Below are 15,262 nucleotides of genomic sequence, written 5' to 3'. Positions count from 1 at the left end.
GAGCAAAAAGTATATCTATATCATTCAACACTAAGAAACTCTCCCTCCCCAAAAACAAAGCAAAGGAACCAGGCAAACAGCAAAAACCAGATAGCCGGGCCGTGTTATTTGTACGTGTGGACATACCGAGTATCCCCCGGCTCGGTGAAGCTGGCGACCTGCTGCTTCAGCCGCCCCCAGAAACCTGCGATCCTTTACCTGAAGAAGCCAATACGGACCATCCCCCTGACTCCGCCTGGCAACCGGCCTGTTCGATGCGTGTGAGCCCTATCTCCCCCTCATCCTCTCCTGCTCTTCCTTATAGATTGCCGCCATCCGATCGATCTTGGCATACTGCCGGGCCAGGAGGTCCTCGGTGATGGTTCGGATGCCCCATTTCTTGAAATCGATCTGAAGGCCGTTTCCCCCGGGCGCTTCCGCGGCATCCAGCTCCGCATAAAAAGACCCGACGGACCTCAGCAGGCGGTGAATGTCCTTGATGGAGTCGCACAATTCCGAAATTTCGGTACCCTCAAACATCCCCGGAGAAGAGTCCATATCGGTTAAAGCCATGATAACCTCCTTTTATTCTGGTGAGAGGAAAACAGACACGGCCCGCATCTTCAGGCCGTTGCAGAGACCATCCCCTGATCCCCTCATCACGATCCGCCTTCATCGCGCATCCGTGGCGTCTTGCTCGTTACGCCCTCGAAGGAAGGCAAACCAACGCGCGGCAAAGTTTTTTTTTATAAGGAATAGCCGCCCCTCAACAATGGGAACAGGCTCGCCCTGAAACAGGAGAAGGGAAAACACCTCTTCGGTGAGAACATGAGGAAAAAGACGCAGCACCGCTGCCACCAACGCAGATCGAATACGCGCAGAATTCCGAAGAGGCGTCTTCCCCCGCCGTCAGTCAGAAACGCACGTGTTCACTGGCCATTTGAACCGGCAATTGTGCAGGTAAAAGGTGCGCGATGTGATGCGCATAAAGGAAAATACGACTTGAAATGGATCGGGGGGTGGTGTAAAAAACCGCTTAGCCATGACGACCTCCTTCTAAGGTTGTTCTGGTCAGGCCTGGCAGGATGTTCCAGCATCCTGTCGGGTCGCTTCTTGATTCCCACAATAACTAGTTATTACGACTCACCATAATTTCATCCTGCCTGCGTGTCAACATTTTTTTAACGTAATAGTCTGTATTTATTCATTTCAACAACAATGGAAACAACATCCACTGACCCGGATGCCTGCCGCAATCGTTCGCCCTCCACCGGCTCGCCCGAAGGGTGAGAAAATCAAACAGCAAACGCTGATTTACATTTTGCATTTTCAAATCACTGAATCATACCCCACACAAAACCATAGTCACTCTTCATTTAGTTGTTGCCCCTGCCCATTATCTTTCATAAAACAACAAAGATAAATAATTCATCGTCAGCCAAAGACCCAATCAGTAACATCATGTCTTGAAATCTTACAGAGGAAAAGAATGAAGCCACAGCAGATCGCTCCGGTGGAAAGCAGCACCGAAACACACAAGCAGGATGCCCCGTCCGTATCCCTGTTTATAACCCTTCTTATCCTTTACTCAGTTGTCTGTTTTTCCATTGAAACCATACCGGACTTATCTGCGGGTATGCGTCGGTTTTTATGGTATTCCGAGGTATGTGTCGTAGGCATTTTCACCATCGAATACCTCTGGAGAATCTACACCGCCGAGAATCGCCTGAAATTCATTTTCAGCTTTTACGGTGTTGTGGATTTCCTGGCGATTTTCCCCTTTTATATTGCTCCAGCCGTGGACCTTCGGACATTGAGGATTTTAAGACTTCTCCGGCTGACCAGGCTCTTGAAACTGGCTCGATACAACAGCGCTCTCCTGCGGTTCAGCAAGGCCATTGCCCTGGCCAAGGAAGAGCTGCTGATTTTCACCGTGGGCAGCATGGTCATGCTTTACCTTGCAGCGGTGGGTGTCTACCACTTTGAGCATCAGGCACAGCCGGAGGTGTTTCGCTCAATCTTTGACTGCCTCTGGTGGGCAGTGGCAACCCTTACGACGGTGGGTTACGGGGATATTTACCCCATCACCACGGGTGGACGGATGTTTACCTTTGTTGTTCTAATGCTGGGCCTGGGACTGGTTGCCGTGCCAACCGGTATTGTTTCGTCCGCGCTTTCAGCAATCCGACAGGAGCAGGAATCAAAGGGGTCGGGAAAAAGGTAAACCCGCTACCGGGAAGCACAGTCATTGAATTTCAGCCATCGGGCCAAGGATTGGCGGGAAAAGAAGGTAGGAAAACCGTTTTTTTACAGACTGTAATGGACTCGTTTTTAAGCGGCTCCGGGGAGTTTCCCGGAGTCGCTTTTTTGTTTTCCAATGCCCAAGGCATGGTCGTTTAGATGGGATACATGCGATCACCCCAGATCACCTGGCCAATGATACGCAGGGCCTTGGCATCGGCTTCGTATGCGGGGTACTGGGGGTTTTTGGAAATGACGCGGACACGGCCCCCGGGGATACGCTCCAGCTCTTTTATTATGATGGTGTCCTCCAGGCCCAGGGCGTAAATGCAGTTGTTTTTAATATGCCTGCGGCCCAAATCTATCATGACGGTGGCCCCGTTTCGGATCTCGGGCTCCATGGATTCACCGGAAACACGCATCAGGATAAGCTTCTTCACCGATGTGGCGACGTTGGCAATGAAGGCCTTGCGGAAGGCATAGTAATCCCTGATCCGCTCGCTGGCCATGAAGGAGCCCCCCCCTGCCGACAGCTGGGCCTCAACCATGGGGATGTAGTCGTAGTGATCCACCTCGGGTGCTTCAAGGACGGGGACCTTCAGCTCCCCGTTCTCATCCTCTTCAATACGGCCTTCCTGGCGAACGCACGGCGGCTTGACCTGCTGTGACTCCTCTTCAGGCTGATGGCATGCACTCCCATCCTTACCGTCCCTGCCAATATATTTCGGCCCCACGCCATCCCTTATCCATTTGGGGTTAAGGTCGTGGCTGTCACAGAGTGTCAGGAGCCAGGGGGCCGGAATCCCCTCTTTCTTCTTTTGATTCGAAATAGATTGAACAGAAACATTCAACAAATCCGCAAGCTCTCTTTGCGAGCTTAAACCTGTGGCTTCCATGATTCTATCAATGGCCTTTACCGAATCCATAGCGCCTCCAAACCGGTTGCAACCGTTTAAACTTAAGATGCAATGGCACGCTCAAAAATAAACCTGAAGTGTAACCAGCAATTATTATTCATTATGTACATACCGGGGCCTTGGGTACACCAAAAATTAAACCTCATCATCAAAAATACACTTGACGTGAACAGTTTTGTGGGCGATAAATCAACCCACGGTGTACACAACCCAGCGGCCTGCACAATCATACATTTCATGTGTAGGTCAAATTGTAACCGAATCAAAGAGACACTAACACAAAAGTGTATTCCGTCACAACGGCCAAGCTGGTGGAAGATCCAATTCGACCACCATGGAATCAAACGATGAGTGTGAACTGGCCGCTGAACAGACAAAGGCGCTCTCAGAGATTGCCGCCGCCCGAAAGGCCCCGGACCGGGCTGAAGACCTAATAGATCAATGGAGGTGAAGAGTGATGCAGGTACCTGAAGGATACATGAAGGACATGAAAGGCCACCTGGTCCCCATGGAGCAGGTAGAGGAACTGGACCTGATGCGGGACGACCTGGTCAAAGAGATCGTTGAGAGAGCCAAGGCCACCCAGAAGGTCCTGGCCGACTTCAAGGGCAGGGCCATGGCGGACACGGCGGCCTTTGTCCAGCTCTCCGGTGAGAAGTACGGGGTAAAAATCGGCGGTAAAAAAGGAAACGTCACCCTTCACTCCTTTGACGGACGATACCGGGTCGAACGAGCCATGGCCGACTACATCGTCTTTGACGAGCGCCTCCAGGTAGCCAAGGAGCTCATTGACGAGTGCATCCACGAATGGACGGACGGAAGCCGAAGCGAGGTAAAAGCCCTTGTAGACCACGCCTTTAAAACAGACTCCGAAGGCAAGGTAAGCACCTCCCGCGTCTTGGGCCTTCGCCAGCTGAAGATTGAACACCCCAAATGGAAAAAAGCCATGGAGGCCATCACGGACAGCATGAAAGTGGCCGACACAAAACCCTATTTACGGGTGTATGAGCGGGATGAAGAGACCGAGGCCTACAAGCCTGTGGCACTGGCCCTGGCGGCGGTGTAGCGGATAGACGAAAAAAACACGTACGGGAGATCGCAGGGCGGGATGACCTGCCCTGGCAAGACAGCAGAATACGGAGGAGAGATGAAACGAGACGCCGAACAATCAAAACTGTTTGACCCCAATGCCATGGATGCAAAGCAGGTACTGAGCGGGCTGGACTCGTCGGTGAGGGATGACCAGCGCCTGTGGCCAACCCTCCTGGCCGAACTGGTGGATGTGGTGGATGACCATTTCCAGGACTGGGCCAAAATGAAGCCGGAGGAGGCCCTGGAGTGGTCTCAAAACGTCATTGTGGTCATTGCCCACTACCTGGGCGGACGCAACGTCTACCTGCCCAGGGACGATAAGTTAAAACGGGCCATCCGGGATGCCATGATCTTCCGGCTCTTTGACGGATGCAACCAGCGTGAGCTTTCCCGAAAGACCGGGCTAACCACGGCACAGATTTACAACATCATCAGCAAGCAGCGTTCCCTGCGAAAAGATCGAGACCAGCATAAGCGGTCCTTTGATTAGGTGAGTATACCGACCATGGCCAACGCATTGAACCATTCAGTTGCCCCCGGCGGCCAGGTGGGGGCACCTGGGAGCCAGTGAAAATACGTTAAAACCCTTTAAACCCACCCCCTGTTTTTTCTGTGTTTTTATACCTGCATGGAAAAAACACTCACCCTATACCTCACCCGATTGCGCCAATCCGACCAGGGCACCGAAGGCATCCTGACGGCCCCCGAGCTTGGCTTTGCCTGCTTCACCCTGGAGCTGCCCTGGCGGGAGAATCGACCCAACGTGTCGTGCATCCCGCCCGGGACCTACCCCATGGCATGGCGGGTCACGCCCAGGCGTGCCACCTACCACATACGCCAGGTTCCCCACCGCACGTATATCCTCGTTCACTCCGGCAATTATGCCGGGGACATCCGCAAGGGGTTCAAAACCCATGTGGAGGGATGCGTGCTGCTGGGAAGGCGCATGGGCTGGCTCAACGGCCAGCGGGCCGTCCTGGTGTCACGGGCCACAGTGAGGCAATTCAACAACCTGATGGCGGGCCGGGACGCCCGGATCACCATCATCGACCTCTGGGAAAACAACCATGCTTGAAGGAACCCTTTTGACGACCCTTTTCGGCGGACTGACCGGGCTTATCGGCACCGTCTGGTCCTCGTACAACCAACGCAAAATCAAGGCCCTGGAGATGGACGACCGGGACAGACAGCGGGCACACGACGTGGCCATGGTCGAGGCAGAGAGCGAAGCCATGATGGCCGAGGCCGAAGCCAACATCAGGGTCACCCGCACCCGGGTGGCAGGAGAGATTGAGATGGCCGAAGTGGCAGCCTTTACCGAGAGCCAGAAAGCAGGCCAGGTGCGCATCTTTGACAGCGGCTACATGGACCGGCTCCTGGACATGACAGGCTGGGCAAAATGCCTCACCGTGCCCTTCGGGGTGCTCCTGGCCCTGTTCTTCGGACTGGCCGATGCCTTTAAATCCATGGCCCGGCCCGGGATTACCGCCTACCTCCTGGGCGTCTCCACCTGGATCACGGCAAAGGCATGGCAGCTCCTGGAAGCGGTAAACGGCCCCGCCCTGACCCCGGCCATGGCCGGAGGCATCCTCTCGGACACCATCAACATTGTGCTGTACCTCACGGTGACAGCGGTCACCTGGTGGTTCGGAGACCGCATGGCGTCCAAGGGCCTTGCAGGCAACCTGAAGCTGGGGAGGGCCTAAGGCAATGGATATCTGCGACAAAGCAAACGATTACGCCGACCACCTGAACCGCAACGCCATAGCCAACCAGCTTGCAAAGGTCCAGTCCCCCGCCGCCGAATCCCTCAGCGAATGCGTGGATTGCGGCGAACCCATCCCCATGAAACGGCGCCAGGCCATGCCGGGCTGCGTGCGGTGCGTCTCCTGCGAATCCCGGCATGAAAGGAAGAAAAGGTGAGCACACAACCGACGGACTATTCAGCCCTGCGGTTCTGGTTTGACGCGGGCCAGTACGGCCTCACCCTCGCCATCGGGGCATACGTGTGGCTCGGCAGCCGGTTCAACGCCAAGACCCGGGAAGTCAAAGGGGTCCACCAGGAAGTGTCGGTCATTGCCGAGCGTGTCACCAAATTGGAGACAAACATGGCCCATGCCCTCTCCCACGAAGACCTGGCGGCAGTCTACGACCGCATCAACGACGTGGCCGAAGAGGTCGCAGGGCTCTCAGGGAAAATGGACGGCGTCAAAGGGACCGTTGAAATGATCCAGGAATACCTCCTCAACGATGGATGCAAACGATGAAACGATTTTCATAAATTAAAAAAGGCCCCCGGCACCCTGCCGGGGGCCACGCTTTTACCTCATTTATAAGAAGCGGGCTTGAGAATTCCTTCGGCGCTCGCTTCCAGACTTGGCAACCCAAAAACGCCCCCCTGCTCTCCGCGCATTTCACCACATCGCCCCAAAGTTCCGGCACCCCGATCATGGTGCACAGAGTGCACCCGACCAATACTCACGGGCGCATCCCGTCAGCACATGTGACGCACCAGAGGAACGAAGGTGCGGAGCATGTGCGCACCTGGGGTCAAGGGGCATAGCCCCTTGCCGCCGGAGGCATGCATTAAGAGTAAAACGCTTGAAACCCATGCCCCCGTCCACCCGTGGGATAGTACAGGCGTCAACAACGAAGGAGCACGACATGAAACGAATCAACATTTCCGAGAAGGAGGCATAGCCATGGCCTGGTGCACACAGGAAGACCTGACCCTGTACGTTTTGCAAGCTTACCTGTCGGTGGCGGAGGAAAAAAGCCCCGGGGTCACGAATCGTGCCGTGGATGCAGTGAATGGGGAGATCGACGAGGCCCTTCTTGCAGGCGGGTATGCGGCCTCCGGCGCCTCGGCCACCCTCTGTCGCATTGCGGCGGCCCTTTCGGCCTGGCGAACCGTGGCGGCGGTGACAACCCTGGTGACGTCCGAGGCCGACACCGACAACGAGTGGCTGCCCCTTCTCCACGAGCGCAACCGGGCGGAGTCCGATCTTGCTGCCATCCGCGAAGGCAGGCTTGATCCCTTCCCCAAGGCGCAAAGCAGCTAAGGAGGATATTCAGGTGATGGAAGCACTCAACACCTTTGACAAAACAAGGCACAGCATGGGGGTGGCATGAGACAGCAGGCGGAAACATGGATCAGGGAAGCGGCGGTTCAGTGCGGGCTCAGCGCAGACAGCGTAATGGCCAAGCCGAACAAGCCGTCCCCCATCGATCCCAAAAAGCGCATTGAGCTTGAGTACCTGGCAGAAACCTTCATGTACGCCCCCCGGCCCCTTGCCAAGTGGACGCTGCCGGAAGGGACCCATCAGCGTGTCCGCAACCGGGTCTACACGGGCCGGCTCCCCGTGCGAGTCGGGGTGATCTCAGACGATGAGTCATGGCTGGACGCATTTGTCAACGCGTTCATCGTCACCCTGCCCCCCAAACGTACGGACGCAAACAACAACCTTGTACAGATTCGCGTGGAAAAGGCCACGCGGGAAGGCTTTACCGGCAACAGGACGGAGGTGTTCGTGAGGCGGAGCAACAGCCTTCACCTCACCTTTGAGTGGATGCTCTGTAAAGAGACCGACCTGCCCTTGATCCGCAAGGTGCAGTTCACCCCCAAAACCAAGGAGGCTTAAATGGCCAAAAAACAACAGACAAAGGCAAAGGAAGAGGAGCTTGATCTGGCGGCGCTGGCAGACAAAAGCGCCCTGCCGTCCTGGGAGCTTGCAGGGCTGATGCAGGCCGCAGGCTGGGCTCCCGGCAAACAGATTACCGAAACCGCGTTTAACGACGCATTGAAACGATTCCGCAACCGCCCCCTGGGCGGTGGCCGAATCGTGTAAGGAGCGATTATGGGCGACGTATTGGAATTTTTGGTGGACGGGGCCAGCGGCCTTGCTCCCGGCGGGGTATCGGGCACGGCCATTGTGACCGGTGTCTGCTCCAAGGGCACCGTGGGCAAGGCCTACCTGCTCGGCAAGCACTCGGACCTCGAAGGTCTCCTGGGTGTCGGCCCCCTGGTGGACACCCTCAAGGACGTGTTTGCAACAGGGGGTCAGGAGCCTGTGGTCATCGCCGTGCCTGTTGAAGGCCTCTCCGGCGGGTACATCGGCAGTGTGCGCCACACGGGCACAGGACCTTCCGCAACGGCAACGGGCTCTCCCGCAGGCAACCTGGACGCGGTGCTGAAGATCAAGACCACTGGTGCCCTGGGCACGGCCACAAGCGAACTCTCCCTGGACGGAGGCAAGACCTTCGCCTCGGCGGAAGCCACCCCGGCCAACGGCCAGGTCACCCTGGGGGACTCCGGGGCCACCCTGGTCCTTGCGGATGAAGAACAAAAAGAGGGCGACACTTACAGCGTCACCGTGCGCACCCCCATCGGCCCTGTGGAGAAAGTCGGCACTGGCCCGGACATCGATGTGGCCGGCACGGTAAAGGCAGCCGGTGAGCTGGTCCTGAAGATCGTCAAGGCCGGTGGCCGGAACCAGGGCACCTACCAGCTCTCCCTGGACGGCGGTGACTCCTGGGATGTTGAACGCACCCTCCCCGCCGACGGCCTGATTGCCGCCGGTTCCACGGGAGTTACCATCACGGTTCCCGCCTCGAACATGACCGTCGGAACGGTGTACACCTGCCGCCTGGCTCCCCCTGTGCCCAGCATCAGCGGGGTGATGGCGGCCCTTGAGAAACCCCTGGAACGTTATGACGTGGAGTTCGTCCTCATCGTGGGGCCCTCGGACAGCAGCGATTGGGCGGCAGCCGGTGCCAAGGCCGATGCCTTGTGGAACCTCCACCGCCCCACCTACTTCAAGATGGCCTACCGCCTGCCCCAGGACGGAGAAACCGTGGATGACTGGACCGCGGCCTGCAAGGCCGAGCTGGACAGCTACGCCCACCGGTTTGTCCAGGTGTGCGCGGCCTACGGCGAGGTGTCGGACCCCTCGGGCAAACGCCTGATGCGTAACTGGGCAGGGCTCCAGGCAGGTCGTGTGCTCTCCATTCCGGTATGCCGGGCCACGGGCCGCGTCAAAGACGGCGGCATCTCCCAGGGAACCCTGGACGAGGACTTCAACGAAGCCCACCAGAAGATCCTGGAAAAGGCAGGCGCCCTGACGGCCAAGCGTTATGCGGGCCTCTCCTCCGCCTACTGGGGGGACTCCAGGACCCTGGCCGATCCCACCAGCGACTTCCAGTACGAAGAGGTGGTGCGAACTGTTTTCAAAGCGATTCGGCTCTCCCGCATGGCAGCCCTCAAGAGCATGTACGACGAAGCCGGGGACCCCACCCTGGCTGACAACGGAGGCAGCGGCCTCAACTATCTGAAAGCCTGCATCGAAGGGGCCCACGGCACCATGATCGCAGCAAGACCCCAGGAGCTGGCCGCCTCCAAGGTGGAGATCCCCGCCGGCCAGGACATCGTTAACAACGGGGTTGCCGTTGAGTTTACCCTCATCGGCCTGCCCATTATCCGAGAGATCCGACTCTTTGCCCAGTACGTGTACGCGGGCAGCCGTCAGGATCCGAGACTGGAGGTGGCCTAATGCCCATCAACGGAAACACCTATGACTGGGAATCGGTAACCATTGATCTTAACGGCACGACGGCAATCGATATCGAAGAGATCAGCTACAACGACAGCCGGGAAATCGATCTCGTCTACGGCAAAGGCAGCATTTCCACGAAATACGGACGCAAGAACTACAGCGCCTCGGGATCCATGAGCCTTCTCAGGGAGGAGTTTCAACGCCTTCGCAAGAAGCTTGGCGGCAGCGTCTACAAGGGTGACCCCTTTCCCATCAGCGTGAGCTACGGCGACGAGGGCATGGACACCGTCACCGACACCCTGCCCAAGGTGAAAATCACCAAACAGGACACCAGCGCCAAGCAGGACGAGTCGGCCACCGGCAAGGTGAAACTCGACTTCAAGATCCTCGCCCCCATCAAGTGGGGCGGAGATGCAGCCCTTTAACCCCAACCGCCCCATGCCCTTGCATGGGGTGAACCGGTAACGAGTCAGTCCATGTCTGCCTCCGGCAGCCCTGCCGGAGGCAGGCTGAGGCTTTACATCATCCAAGGAGAACAACGCATGACCACAGAAACCCCCAATACAACCGCACCCGAAGCATCCACCTCCTACGAAGGCTACACCCTTATGGAACACACCTTCAACGACCGGTTTGCCGGAAAAGAGGTGACCATCAGGCACCACTTCAAACGCCCCAACCGGCCCCAGATCTCCCGCGCCCAGAAAGGGGCCGGCAAAGACGCCATGAAAGCCTTCGGCAACTTCGTCTCCGAAATTGTGCACCCCGACGAAAAAGAGGCCCTGGCCGCCAACATCAAGACCTACCCCGGCCTGGCCGCCACCTTCGGCAACGCCATCATGGGGGCCGTGGGCGTGGGTGACCTGGGAAACTGATCCGGCGCGCCCGGGAAACCCTGGACCCCATGGACCAGTGGGAGGCCATGATCTCCCACTGGCTCGGCCAGGAGGCGGCGGAGGACCTGGAGACCTTCGCCTCCCAGGTGGCCCGGGCAGAATGGTTGGAGAAGAGACACCTTGAATCGTTGCAGCGCCTAATAGGAGGAGTCAGTTAGTGGAAGCGCTTAGCATTTTACAAGACATGGGAATGGCTGAATCCACCGTCAATTCCTTAAATGAAATAAAAAGTGCCTTCGATGAGGCGAAAAAGGCGGGCACGGAATTCGGAAACGGCTTCAAGGGTATCGCAAAAAAAATGATGCCCTTCGCCCTTGCAGCGAAGATGTTCCTTGCCGTCCTGTCTCCCACCATTTCGGTGGCAGCCGATTTCGAGGCCCAGATGTCGAGCCTGGGGGCCGTCTCAAGGGCCAGCGCCAGCGAAATGGCCCTGATGAAACAAAGCGCCCTGGATTTGGGGGCCAAAACGGGGTTTGCCGCCGGGGAAATCGTGACGGCCCAGGAGGAGCTCAGCAAAAGCGGGTTCGAACCCGACCAGATCGTCGGCTCCCTGCCGGATATCCTGAACCTGGCTACGGCGGCCCAGTGCGGCCTGAGCGCAGCGGTCTCGATGAGTTCCGCAGCCATGGATCGCTTCAACATAAAAGCCGAGGACTCGGGCAAGGTGGCCGATACCCTCGCATCGTTATCGGCCTCGGGCATGGACCTCGCAAAGCTCGGCACGGCTCTGGACAATGCCGGGGCAGCGGTGGGCAAAACCGGGGTCAGCTTTGCCGAGTTTGCGGCCATCACCAACACCATGACCGGAGCCGGTATCAAGGCGGAAAGTGTGGGCAAAACAACCTCCACCATGTTCCAAAAGCTGACCGCGCCGACAGATGCCGCAGCAAAAGCCCTCAAAAAAATAGATTTTAGTCCCACAGCATCCGGCGGAGATCTTTTGGATATGCTGGGGGGCCTTGAGAAAGCACTTGCCGGCATGGAAGCGGCTGAAAAGGCCGCCACGCTGACAACCATCTTCGGTGAGGAAGCCCTTAAGCCTGTCAACACCCTGTTAAATGAGGGGATCGGCAGCCTCAAGGAATTTGGCAAAGCGGCGGACAACGACACAGGCCGTGCAGCGGAAATGGCCACGGCAAAACTTAACAACCTCAACGGGTCCCTCAAAATCCTGGGGGTAGCAACCACCAACTTTTCCATCGTGGTGGGCAGTGCCTTCACCCCGATTTTAAAAGTTTTAACGGACGCACTTATCACGGTGGTGGGCTGGTTAACGACCCTGGCATCCCACCCCATCGGACAAGCGGTCCTGCTGATGGCCGGCGGATTTTCCGCCGTCGCCATCGTCCTGGCGTACTTACCCGGGGTGCTGACCTTGGTTACGGCAGCGTTCGGCTTTTTCAACGCAACGCTTCTAACCAACCCCATCGGCCTGGTTGCCATGGGCATTATCGCGCTGGGGGCTGTGATCATTGCCTTCTGGGACAAGATTGCCGAATTTTTCAAGCCTTTGACACTGATTGTCCAGGGCGTCATCTCCGTTTTTAAAAGCTTATCAGGCACCATCGGCACCATTGAAGGCCAACTGGCAAAGGACGTGCAGGCGGCCGGATTGGTCGGCGTGATTACCACGATCTGTCGCGTGATCTATCGCATCAAGGTGGCCTGGGACACAGCCTGGGACGCCATGGTCACCACCATGGCAGGAATCGGGAGTATATTTACCCCCATCATCGATACCGTGACGGGTGCCTTCCGCCCCCTGTGGAAAATCATCAGCTACGTGACGAGCGCCCTTTTCGGTGCGGCAGAGTCCACAAGCGTTTCAAACTGGCAGACCTTCGGTGCCATCGTGGGCGTTGTGGTTGGCTCGGCCTTTCAGGTATTGGCCTGGGCCGTTCGTCTTGTTCTTAGCCCCTTTACGCTTTGCATCAAGATGGTGGGCCATTTGTTCTCGGCATTTGTCTGGCTTGGGGAAGGCATTGGCAACGCTGCCGGTTGGATCGTGGAGCATGCAGCTTCCATCGGCAACGGCATCAAGTGGGCATTTCTCAACCTGACGCCTTTGGGATGGATCATCCAAGGCTTTAACGGCGTCAAGAATTTCCTGTCCAACATCAACCTGGCCGAAATCGGCGTGAAGATTATGCATTCCCTGGCATCGGGCATCAAACGTGCCGTCATGATGCCCTTTACCATCATCAAGGGAGGATTCAGCAAAATTCGCAACTGGTTCTCCTCTTCGGACGACAAAGAGGGGTCGCTGGCGAAGCTCACTGTTCCCGGCTCACAAATGGTGAATACCCTGTCCACAGGAGTCCGGGGCGCAACGTCGGTACTGGGGAAAGGGGCCGCTGGGGCGGCAGTCGGAGTTGGCCTTACCCTCGGCACAGCCATGGCCGATCCCGGGCAATACACGTCCGGCATCAGCTCCCTTCCGGCCGTTGCCACCCCATACGAACAGGCGGCTGAAGGTGCCAGCGGCCCGCAGCATGCCGCTGAAAGCGGTGAGGTGCGAAGCCAGGGTTCCAAGGTTGTTATTGAACATTTACATGTGCAGCTACCCGATGTGTCGGACGCGGACTCTTTTGTCCAGGCCCTGCAGACACTGGTGAGCTCTTACGGAGGACAGGACTGATGGATGGATACTTGAAATTTTCAGATGGTGAGGTGTCGTTGGGTGGAGTGACTGTCCCCGGAATTTTGTCGAGTCTCTCCATAGGGGGCGAGGTGATCTTCGATGAACCCAAAGAGGAGAGCAAACCCGGCACCACCAAACTCCCCATGGGATGGGAAGACTCGGATTTTTCCCTGTCCCTGGTCCTGGTGAGCGACGAAAACGGCACCTGCTACGACAAACTGAAAAAACTCGTAGCGGTCTTCAAAGGGACCAACAAAAAGAAAAACCCGAAGGTATTTACCATCGCCAACCACCACATCTCGGCATGGGGTATCGACCATGCCGTATTCAAACGCTTGCAATCCAGCGAGGACAACAAAACAGATACGATCAAGGCCACCTTGTCGTTTACCGAGCACAACCCGCCCGTCCAAAACCAGGCCCAACCTCCGAAAGCCGGAGGGGCCTCCGGAAAGGCAGAAAACAAGACGCCCGGCACCACGGCCAAAGAGCCGGAACTGTCCCTTAAAATCAATGTTGGGAGGTAGCCATGGGAGTCATTGCAGGCATCCAATTGGACATCTTCCTTGGGGAAAAGCGGGTCACCCGCTGCCCGGAGTGCGTGGTGACCGCATCGCGGCGGTCCGTGCTGACCCAGGCCAGCATTGCCGTGCCCGACCCCATGGGCGAGGTGCATCAGGCCCTGGACAAGGGGCAAGCCCTTTCCGCTCGGTTCGGGTATCGAGACCGGGACCCGGGCGTGTTCACCGGCACCGTCACCCGATGGGCGCCCTCCTTAACGGCCAAGGAGCATGTGGTGATCCATGCCGACGGCCCGGAGCGCGCCCTGCTGACAACACATCTCACGGAATCGTGGTTTGAGGAACCGGCGGATGTCCTTGCCAGGCGCATGCTTGCCGCCTCCGGGCTTCCGGTGGGGCATGTGGACCTGCCCGACACCCTCATTCCGCGCATGAGCGTCAGCGGCAGCCCTGTCCGGGGAGCGATCATGGGGGTGATGCACAGCTTGGAGAGCGGCTTTTCGCAGGACTTGAGCGGGTCTTACCTGCGGCTTGAAAACGGAGCCCTGGTCCTGTCCGGCGCCCCCAGGGAGGGGGCGGTCCCGGTCATTGCCACGGCCGGGGGCATCATTCGCCACAAGGTCCGCACCGAAGGGCCCAGTGAGGTGGAAACCTTCCTCACGCCCTGGATGCAGCCCGGCATGCAGTTTCAATTAAACGACACCCGAAAAGGGGCCCGGGGGCTGTTCATGGCCGATGCCGTGACACACGTCCTGCGTCCCCGCTCTGTGCGCACCTTTCTTTCCTACGGAGGATCGTATGACCGTTTCCAATGTTGATGATTTCTTTCGGCTTTTTCAAAAGGCGGTGGAGCTGGTGCGGCCCAACCTTCGCAAGTTCTATCGGGTGGTGCGCAAGGCCGAGGTGGTCCGAAGCTATCCCAGCGACGGGCAGTACTGGGCCGATGTGCAACCGCTGTTAAACGATGAAACCCCGGACCCCGACGAACCGGTGATCCCCAAGGTGGAGATCCCGGTGCTCTGGGCCGGGCCGGAACGCGGCGTGGTCTGCCCCCCTGCCCCGGGCACCCGCTGCGATCTTTCTTACTACGACGGGGACCCCAATTTTCCCCGCATCGGCAATTTCAGGTGGCAGGGCAACAAGGCCCCCCAATGCGCCCTGGGGGCCTTCATCATCCAGCTGGAACCCGGGGTATCCATCGAAATCGAGGCGGACAAACGCATTGTGACCCTCACCTCAGCCAGCGCGGAGACAGAGGCCGGGGACAAATGGACGGTCAAGGCAGGCAGCGAGGCCACCGTGGATGCCCCGCTCATCAAGCTCAATCAGGGCACGGGCGTGGTGACAGGAGCCTGTATCTGCCATTTCACAGGCCTTCCCCACGGGGATGTGTCCTCAACGGTTTTTGCCGGGAAATAAGGAG

19 protein-coding genes are annotated in these 15,262 nt (G+C 57.8%); 17 read left to right on the top strand and 2 right to left on the bottom strand.

Annotated elements, in window-relative coordinates; all coding sequences use genetic code 11:
- Positions 1-267 precede the first annotated feature (267 nt).
- Positions 268-552: a hypothetical protein gene (locus tag ACOYW0_RS20365; protein WP_180143139.1), complete on the bottom strand. Its 285-nt coding sequence runs from the start codon at positions 550-552 to the stop codon at positions 268-270.
- 916 nt (positions 553-1,468) lie between these two features.
- On the opposite strand from ACOYW0_RS20365, the gene ACOYW0_RS20360 reads away from it, so the two are divergent.
- Positions 1,469-2,203: an ion transporter gene (locus ACOYW0_RS20360; protein WP_482415606.1), complete on the top strand. Its 735-nt coding sequence runs from the start codon at positions 1,469-1,471 to the stop codon at positions 2,201-2,203.
- A gap of 172 nt (positions 2,204-2,375) precedes the next feature.
- Here ACOYW0_RS20360 and ACOYW0_RS20355 read toward each other — a convergent pair whose 3' ends face one another.
- Positions 2,376-3,146 carry a LexA family transcriptional regulator gene (locus ACOYW0_RS20355; RefSeq protein ID WP_180143135.1) on the bottom strand — a complete coding sequence of 257 codons (771 nt, stop codon included), beginning with the start codon at positions 3,144-3,146 and terminating at the stop codon, positions 2,376-2,378.
- A gap of 448 nt (positions 3,147-3,594) precedes the next feature.
- Between ACOYW0_RS20355 and ACOYW0_RS20350 the strand changes: the two genes are divergently transcribed.
- The 16 genes from ACOYW0_RS20350 to ACOYW0_RS20275 all read left to right on the top strand — a co-directional run bounded on the left by ACOYW0_RS20350 (position 3,595) and on the right by ACOYW0_RS20275 (position 15,258).
- Positions 3,595-4,203, top strand: a complete 609-nt coding sequence (locus ACOYW0_RS20350) for a DUF3164 family protein (RefSeq protein ID WP_180143133.1) — start codon at positions 3,595-3,597, stop codon at positions 4,201-4,203.
- 81 nt (positions 4,204-4,284) lie between these two features.
- On the top strand, positions 4,285-4,719 hold the full coding sequence (locus ACOYW0_RS20345; RefSeq protein ID WP_482415605.1) for a Mor transcription activator family protein: 435 nt from the start codon (positions 4,285-4,287) through the stop codon (positions 4,717-4,719).
- A gap of 138 nt (positions 4,720-4,857) precedes the next feature.
- A complete protein-coding gene (locus ACOYW0_RS20340) occupies positions 4,858-5,304 on the top strand; it encodes a DUF5675 family protein (RefSeq protein ID WP_482415604.1) in 447 nt (148 codons plus the stop codon).
- The gene (locus tag ACOYW0_RS20335; RefSeq protein WP_482415603.1) at positions 5,297-5,935 is read left to right on the top strand and encodes a hypothetical protein; all 639 of its coding nucleotides are present in this window, start codon (positions 5,297-5,299) and stop codon (positions 5,933-5,935) included. The genes ACOYW0_RS20340 and ACOYW0_RS20335 overlap by 8 nt, the downstream gene beginning before the upstream one ends.
- A 4-nt stretch (positions 5,936-5,939) precedes the next feature.
- Positions 5,940-6,152: a TraR/DksA family transcriptional regulator gene (locus tag ACOYW0_RS20330; RefSeq protein WP_482415602.1), complete on the top strand. Its 213-nt coding sequence runs from the start codon at positions 5,940-5,942 to the stop codon at positions 6,150-6,152.
- Positions 6,149-6,496: a DUF2730 family protein gene (locus ACOYW0_RS20325; protein ID WP_180143122.1), complete on the top strand. Its 348-nt coding sequence runs from the start codon at positions 6,149-6,151 to the stop codon at positions 6,494-6,496. Before ACOYW0_RS20330 ends, ACOYW0_RS20325 begins: the two co-directional genes overlap by 4 nt.
- A 435-nt stretch (positions 6,497-6,931) precedes the next feature.
- Complete coding sequence (locus tag ACOYW0_RS20320) at positions 6,932-7,291, top strand: hypothetical protein (protein WP_482415601.1); 360 nt, start codon at positions 6,932-6,934, stop codon at positions 7,289-7,291.
- Between the two features lie 66 nt (positions 7,292-7,357).
- Positions 7,358-7,870: a hypothetical protein gene (locus tag ACOYW0_RS20315; RefSeq protein WP_482415600.1), complete on the top strand. Its 513-nt coding sequence runs from the start codon at positions 7,358-7,360 to the stop codon at positions 7,868-7,870.
- Positions 7,871-8,077 (top strand): hypothetical protein, encoded by a 207-nt coding sequence (locus ACOYW0_RS20310; RefSeq protein ID WP_092215598.1) that lies wholly within the window; start codon positions 7,871-7,873, stop codon positions 8,075-8,077.
- Positions 8,078-8,086: 9 nt separating this feature from the next.
- Complete coding sequence (locus ACOYW0_RS20305; protein ID WP_482415599.1) at positions 8,087-9,778, top strand: DUF2586 domain-containing protein; 1,692 nt, start codon at positions 8,087-8,089, stop codon at positions 9,776-9,778.
- Positions 9,778-10,206, top strand: coding sequence for a hypothetical protein (locus ACOYW0_RS20300; RefSeq protein WP_482415598.1), 429 nt, complete (start codon positions 9,778-9,780; stop codon positions 10,204-10,206). Before ACOYW0_RS20305 ends, ACOYW0_RS20300 begins: the two co-directional genes overlap by 1 nt.
- Positions 10,207-10,323: 117 nt before the next feature.
- Positions 10,324-10,656: a DUF6848 family protein gene (locus tag ACOYW0_RS20295; protein ID WP_482415597.1), complete on the top strand. Its 333-nt coding sequence runs from the start codon at positions 10,324-10,326 to the stop codon at positions 10,654-10,656.
- Positions 10,657-10,867: 211 nt separating this feature from the next.
- On the top strand, positions 10,868-13,315 hold the full coding sequence (locus tag ACOYW0_RS20290) for a phage tail tape measure protein (protein ID WP_482415596.1): 2,448 nt from the start codon (positions 10,868-10,870) through the stop codon (positions 13,313-13,315).
- Positions 13,315-13,845 (top strand): hypothetical protein, encoded by a 531-nt coding sequence (locus ACOYW0_RS20285; RefSeq protein ID WP_482415595.1) that lies wholly within the window; start codon positions 13,315-13,317, stop codon positions 13,843-13,845. Before ACOYW0_RS20290 ends, ACOYW0_RS20285 begins: the two co-directional genes overlap by 1 nt.
- Positions 13,846-13,847: 2 nt before the next feature.
- Positions 13,848-14,657, top strand: a complete 810-nt coding sequence (locus tag ACOYW0_RS20280) for a hypothetical protein (protein WP_482415594.1) — start codon at positions 13,848-13,850, stop codon at positions 14,655-14,657.
- Positions 14,638-15,258: a hypothetical protein gene (locus ACOYW0_RS20275; RefSeq protein WP_482415593.1), complete on the top strand. Its 621-nt coding sequence runs from the start codon at positions 14,638-14,640 to the stop codon at positions 15,256-15,258. Before ACOYW0_RS20280 ends, ACOYW0_RS20275 begins: the two co-directional genes overlap by 20 nt.
- Positions 15,259-15,262 lie beyond the last annotated feature (4 nt).

It is taken from the genome of Desulfoluna sp. HI9BLuna (assembly GCF_056829775.1).
This window is presented reverse-complemented; position numbering and strand designations above follow the sequence as displayed.

Excerpts from the sequence above, each read along its gene's own strand:
- ACOYW0_RS20365 (WP_180143139.1), bottom strand. The coding sequence starts at position 552 with ATGGCTTTAACCGATATGGACTCTTCTCCGGGGATGTTTGAGGGTACC.
- ACOYW0_RS20360 (WP_482415606.1), top strand. The coding sequence starts at position 1,469 with ATGAAGCCACAGCAGATCGCTCCGGTGGAAAGCAGCACCGAAACACAC.
- ACOYW0_RS20355 (WP_180143135.1), bottom strand. The coding sequence starts at position 3,146 with ATGGATTCGGTAAAGGCCATTGATAGAATCATGGAAGCCACAGGTTTA.
- ACOYW0_RS20350 (WP_180143133.1), top strand. The coding sequence starts at position 3,595 with ATGCAGGTACCTGAAGGATACATGAAGGACATGAAAGGCCACCTGGTC.
- ACOYW0_RS20345 (WP_482415605.1), top strand. The coding sequence starts at position 4,285 with ATGAAACGAGACGCCGAACAATCAAAACTGTTTGACCCCAATGCCATG.
- ACOYW0_RS20340 (WP_482415604.1), top strand. The coding sequence starts at position 4,858 with ATGGAAAAAACACTCACCCTATACCTCACCCGATTGCGCCAATCCGAC.
- ACOYW0_RS20335 (WP_482415603.1), top strand. The coding sequence starts at position 5,297 with ATGCTTGAAGGAACCCTTTTGACGACCCTTTTCGGCGGACTGACCGGG.
- ACOYW0_RS20330 (WP_482415602.1), top strand. The coding sequence starts at position 5,940 with ATGGATATCTGCGACAAAGCAAACGATTACGCCGACCACCTGAACCGC.
- ACOYW0_RS20320 (WP_482415601.1), top strand. The coding sequence starts at position 6,932 with ATGGCCTGGTGCACACAGGAAGACCTGACCCTGTACGTTTTGCAAGCT.
- ACOYW0_RS20315 (WP_482415600.1), top strand. The coding sequence starts at position 7,358 with ATGAGACAGCAGGCGGAAACATGGATCAGGGAAGCGGCGGTTCAGTGC.
- ACOYW0_RS20310 (WP_092215598.1), top strand. The coding sequence starts at position 7,871 with ATGGCCAAAAAACAACAGACAAAGGCAAAGGAAGAGGAGCTTGATCTG.
- ACOYW0_RS20305 (WP_482415599.1), top strand. The coding sequence starts at position 8,087 with ATGGGCGACGTATTGGAATTTTTGGTGGACGGGGCCAGCGGCCTTGCT.
- ACOYW0_RS20300 (WP_482415598.1), top strand. The coding sequence starts at position 9,778 with ATGCCCATCAACGGAAACACCTATGACTGGGAATCGGTAACCATTGAT.
- ACOYW0_RS20295 (WP_482415597.1), top strand. The coding sequence starts at position 10,324 with ATGACCACAGAAACCCCCAATACAACCGCACCCGAAGCATCCACCTCC.
- ACOYW0_RS20290 (WP_482415596.1), top strand. The coding sequence starts at position 10,868 with ATGGCTGAATCCACCGTCAATTCCTTAAATGAAATAAAAAGTGCCTTC.
- ACOYW0_RS20285 (WP_482415595.1), top strand. The coding sequence starts at position 13,315 with ATGGATGGATACTTGAAATTTTCAGATGGTGAGGTGTCGTTGGGTGGA.
- ACOYW0_RS20280 (WP_482415594.1), top strand. The coding sequence starts at position 13,848 with ATGGGAGTCATTGCAGGCATCCAATTGGACATCTTCCTTGGGGAAAAG.
- ACOYW0_RS20275 (WP_482415593.1), top strand. The coding sequence starts at position 14,638 with ATGACCGTTTCCAATGTTGATGATTTCTTTCGGCTTTTTCAAAAGGCG.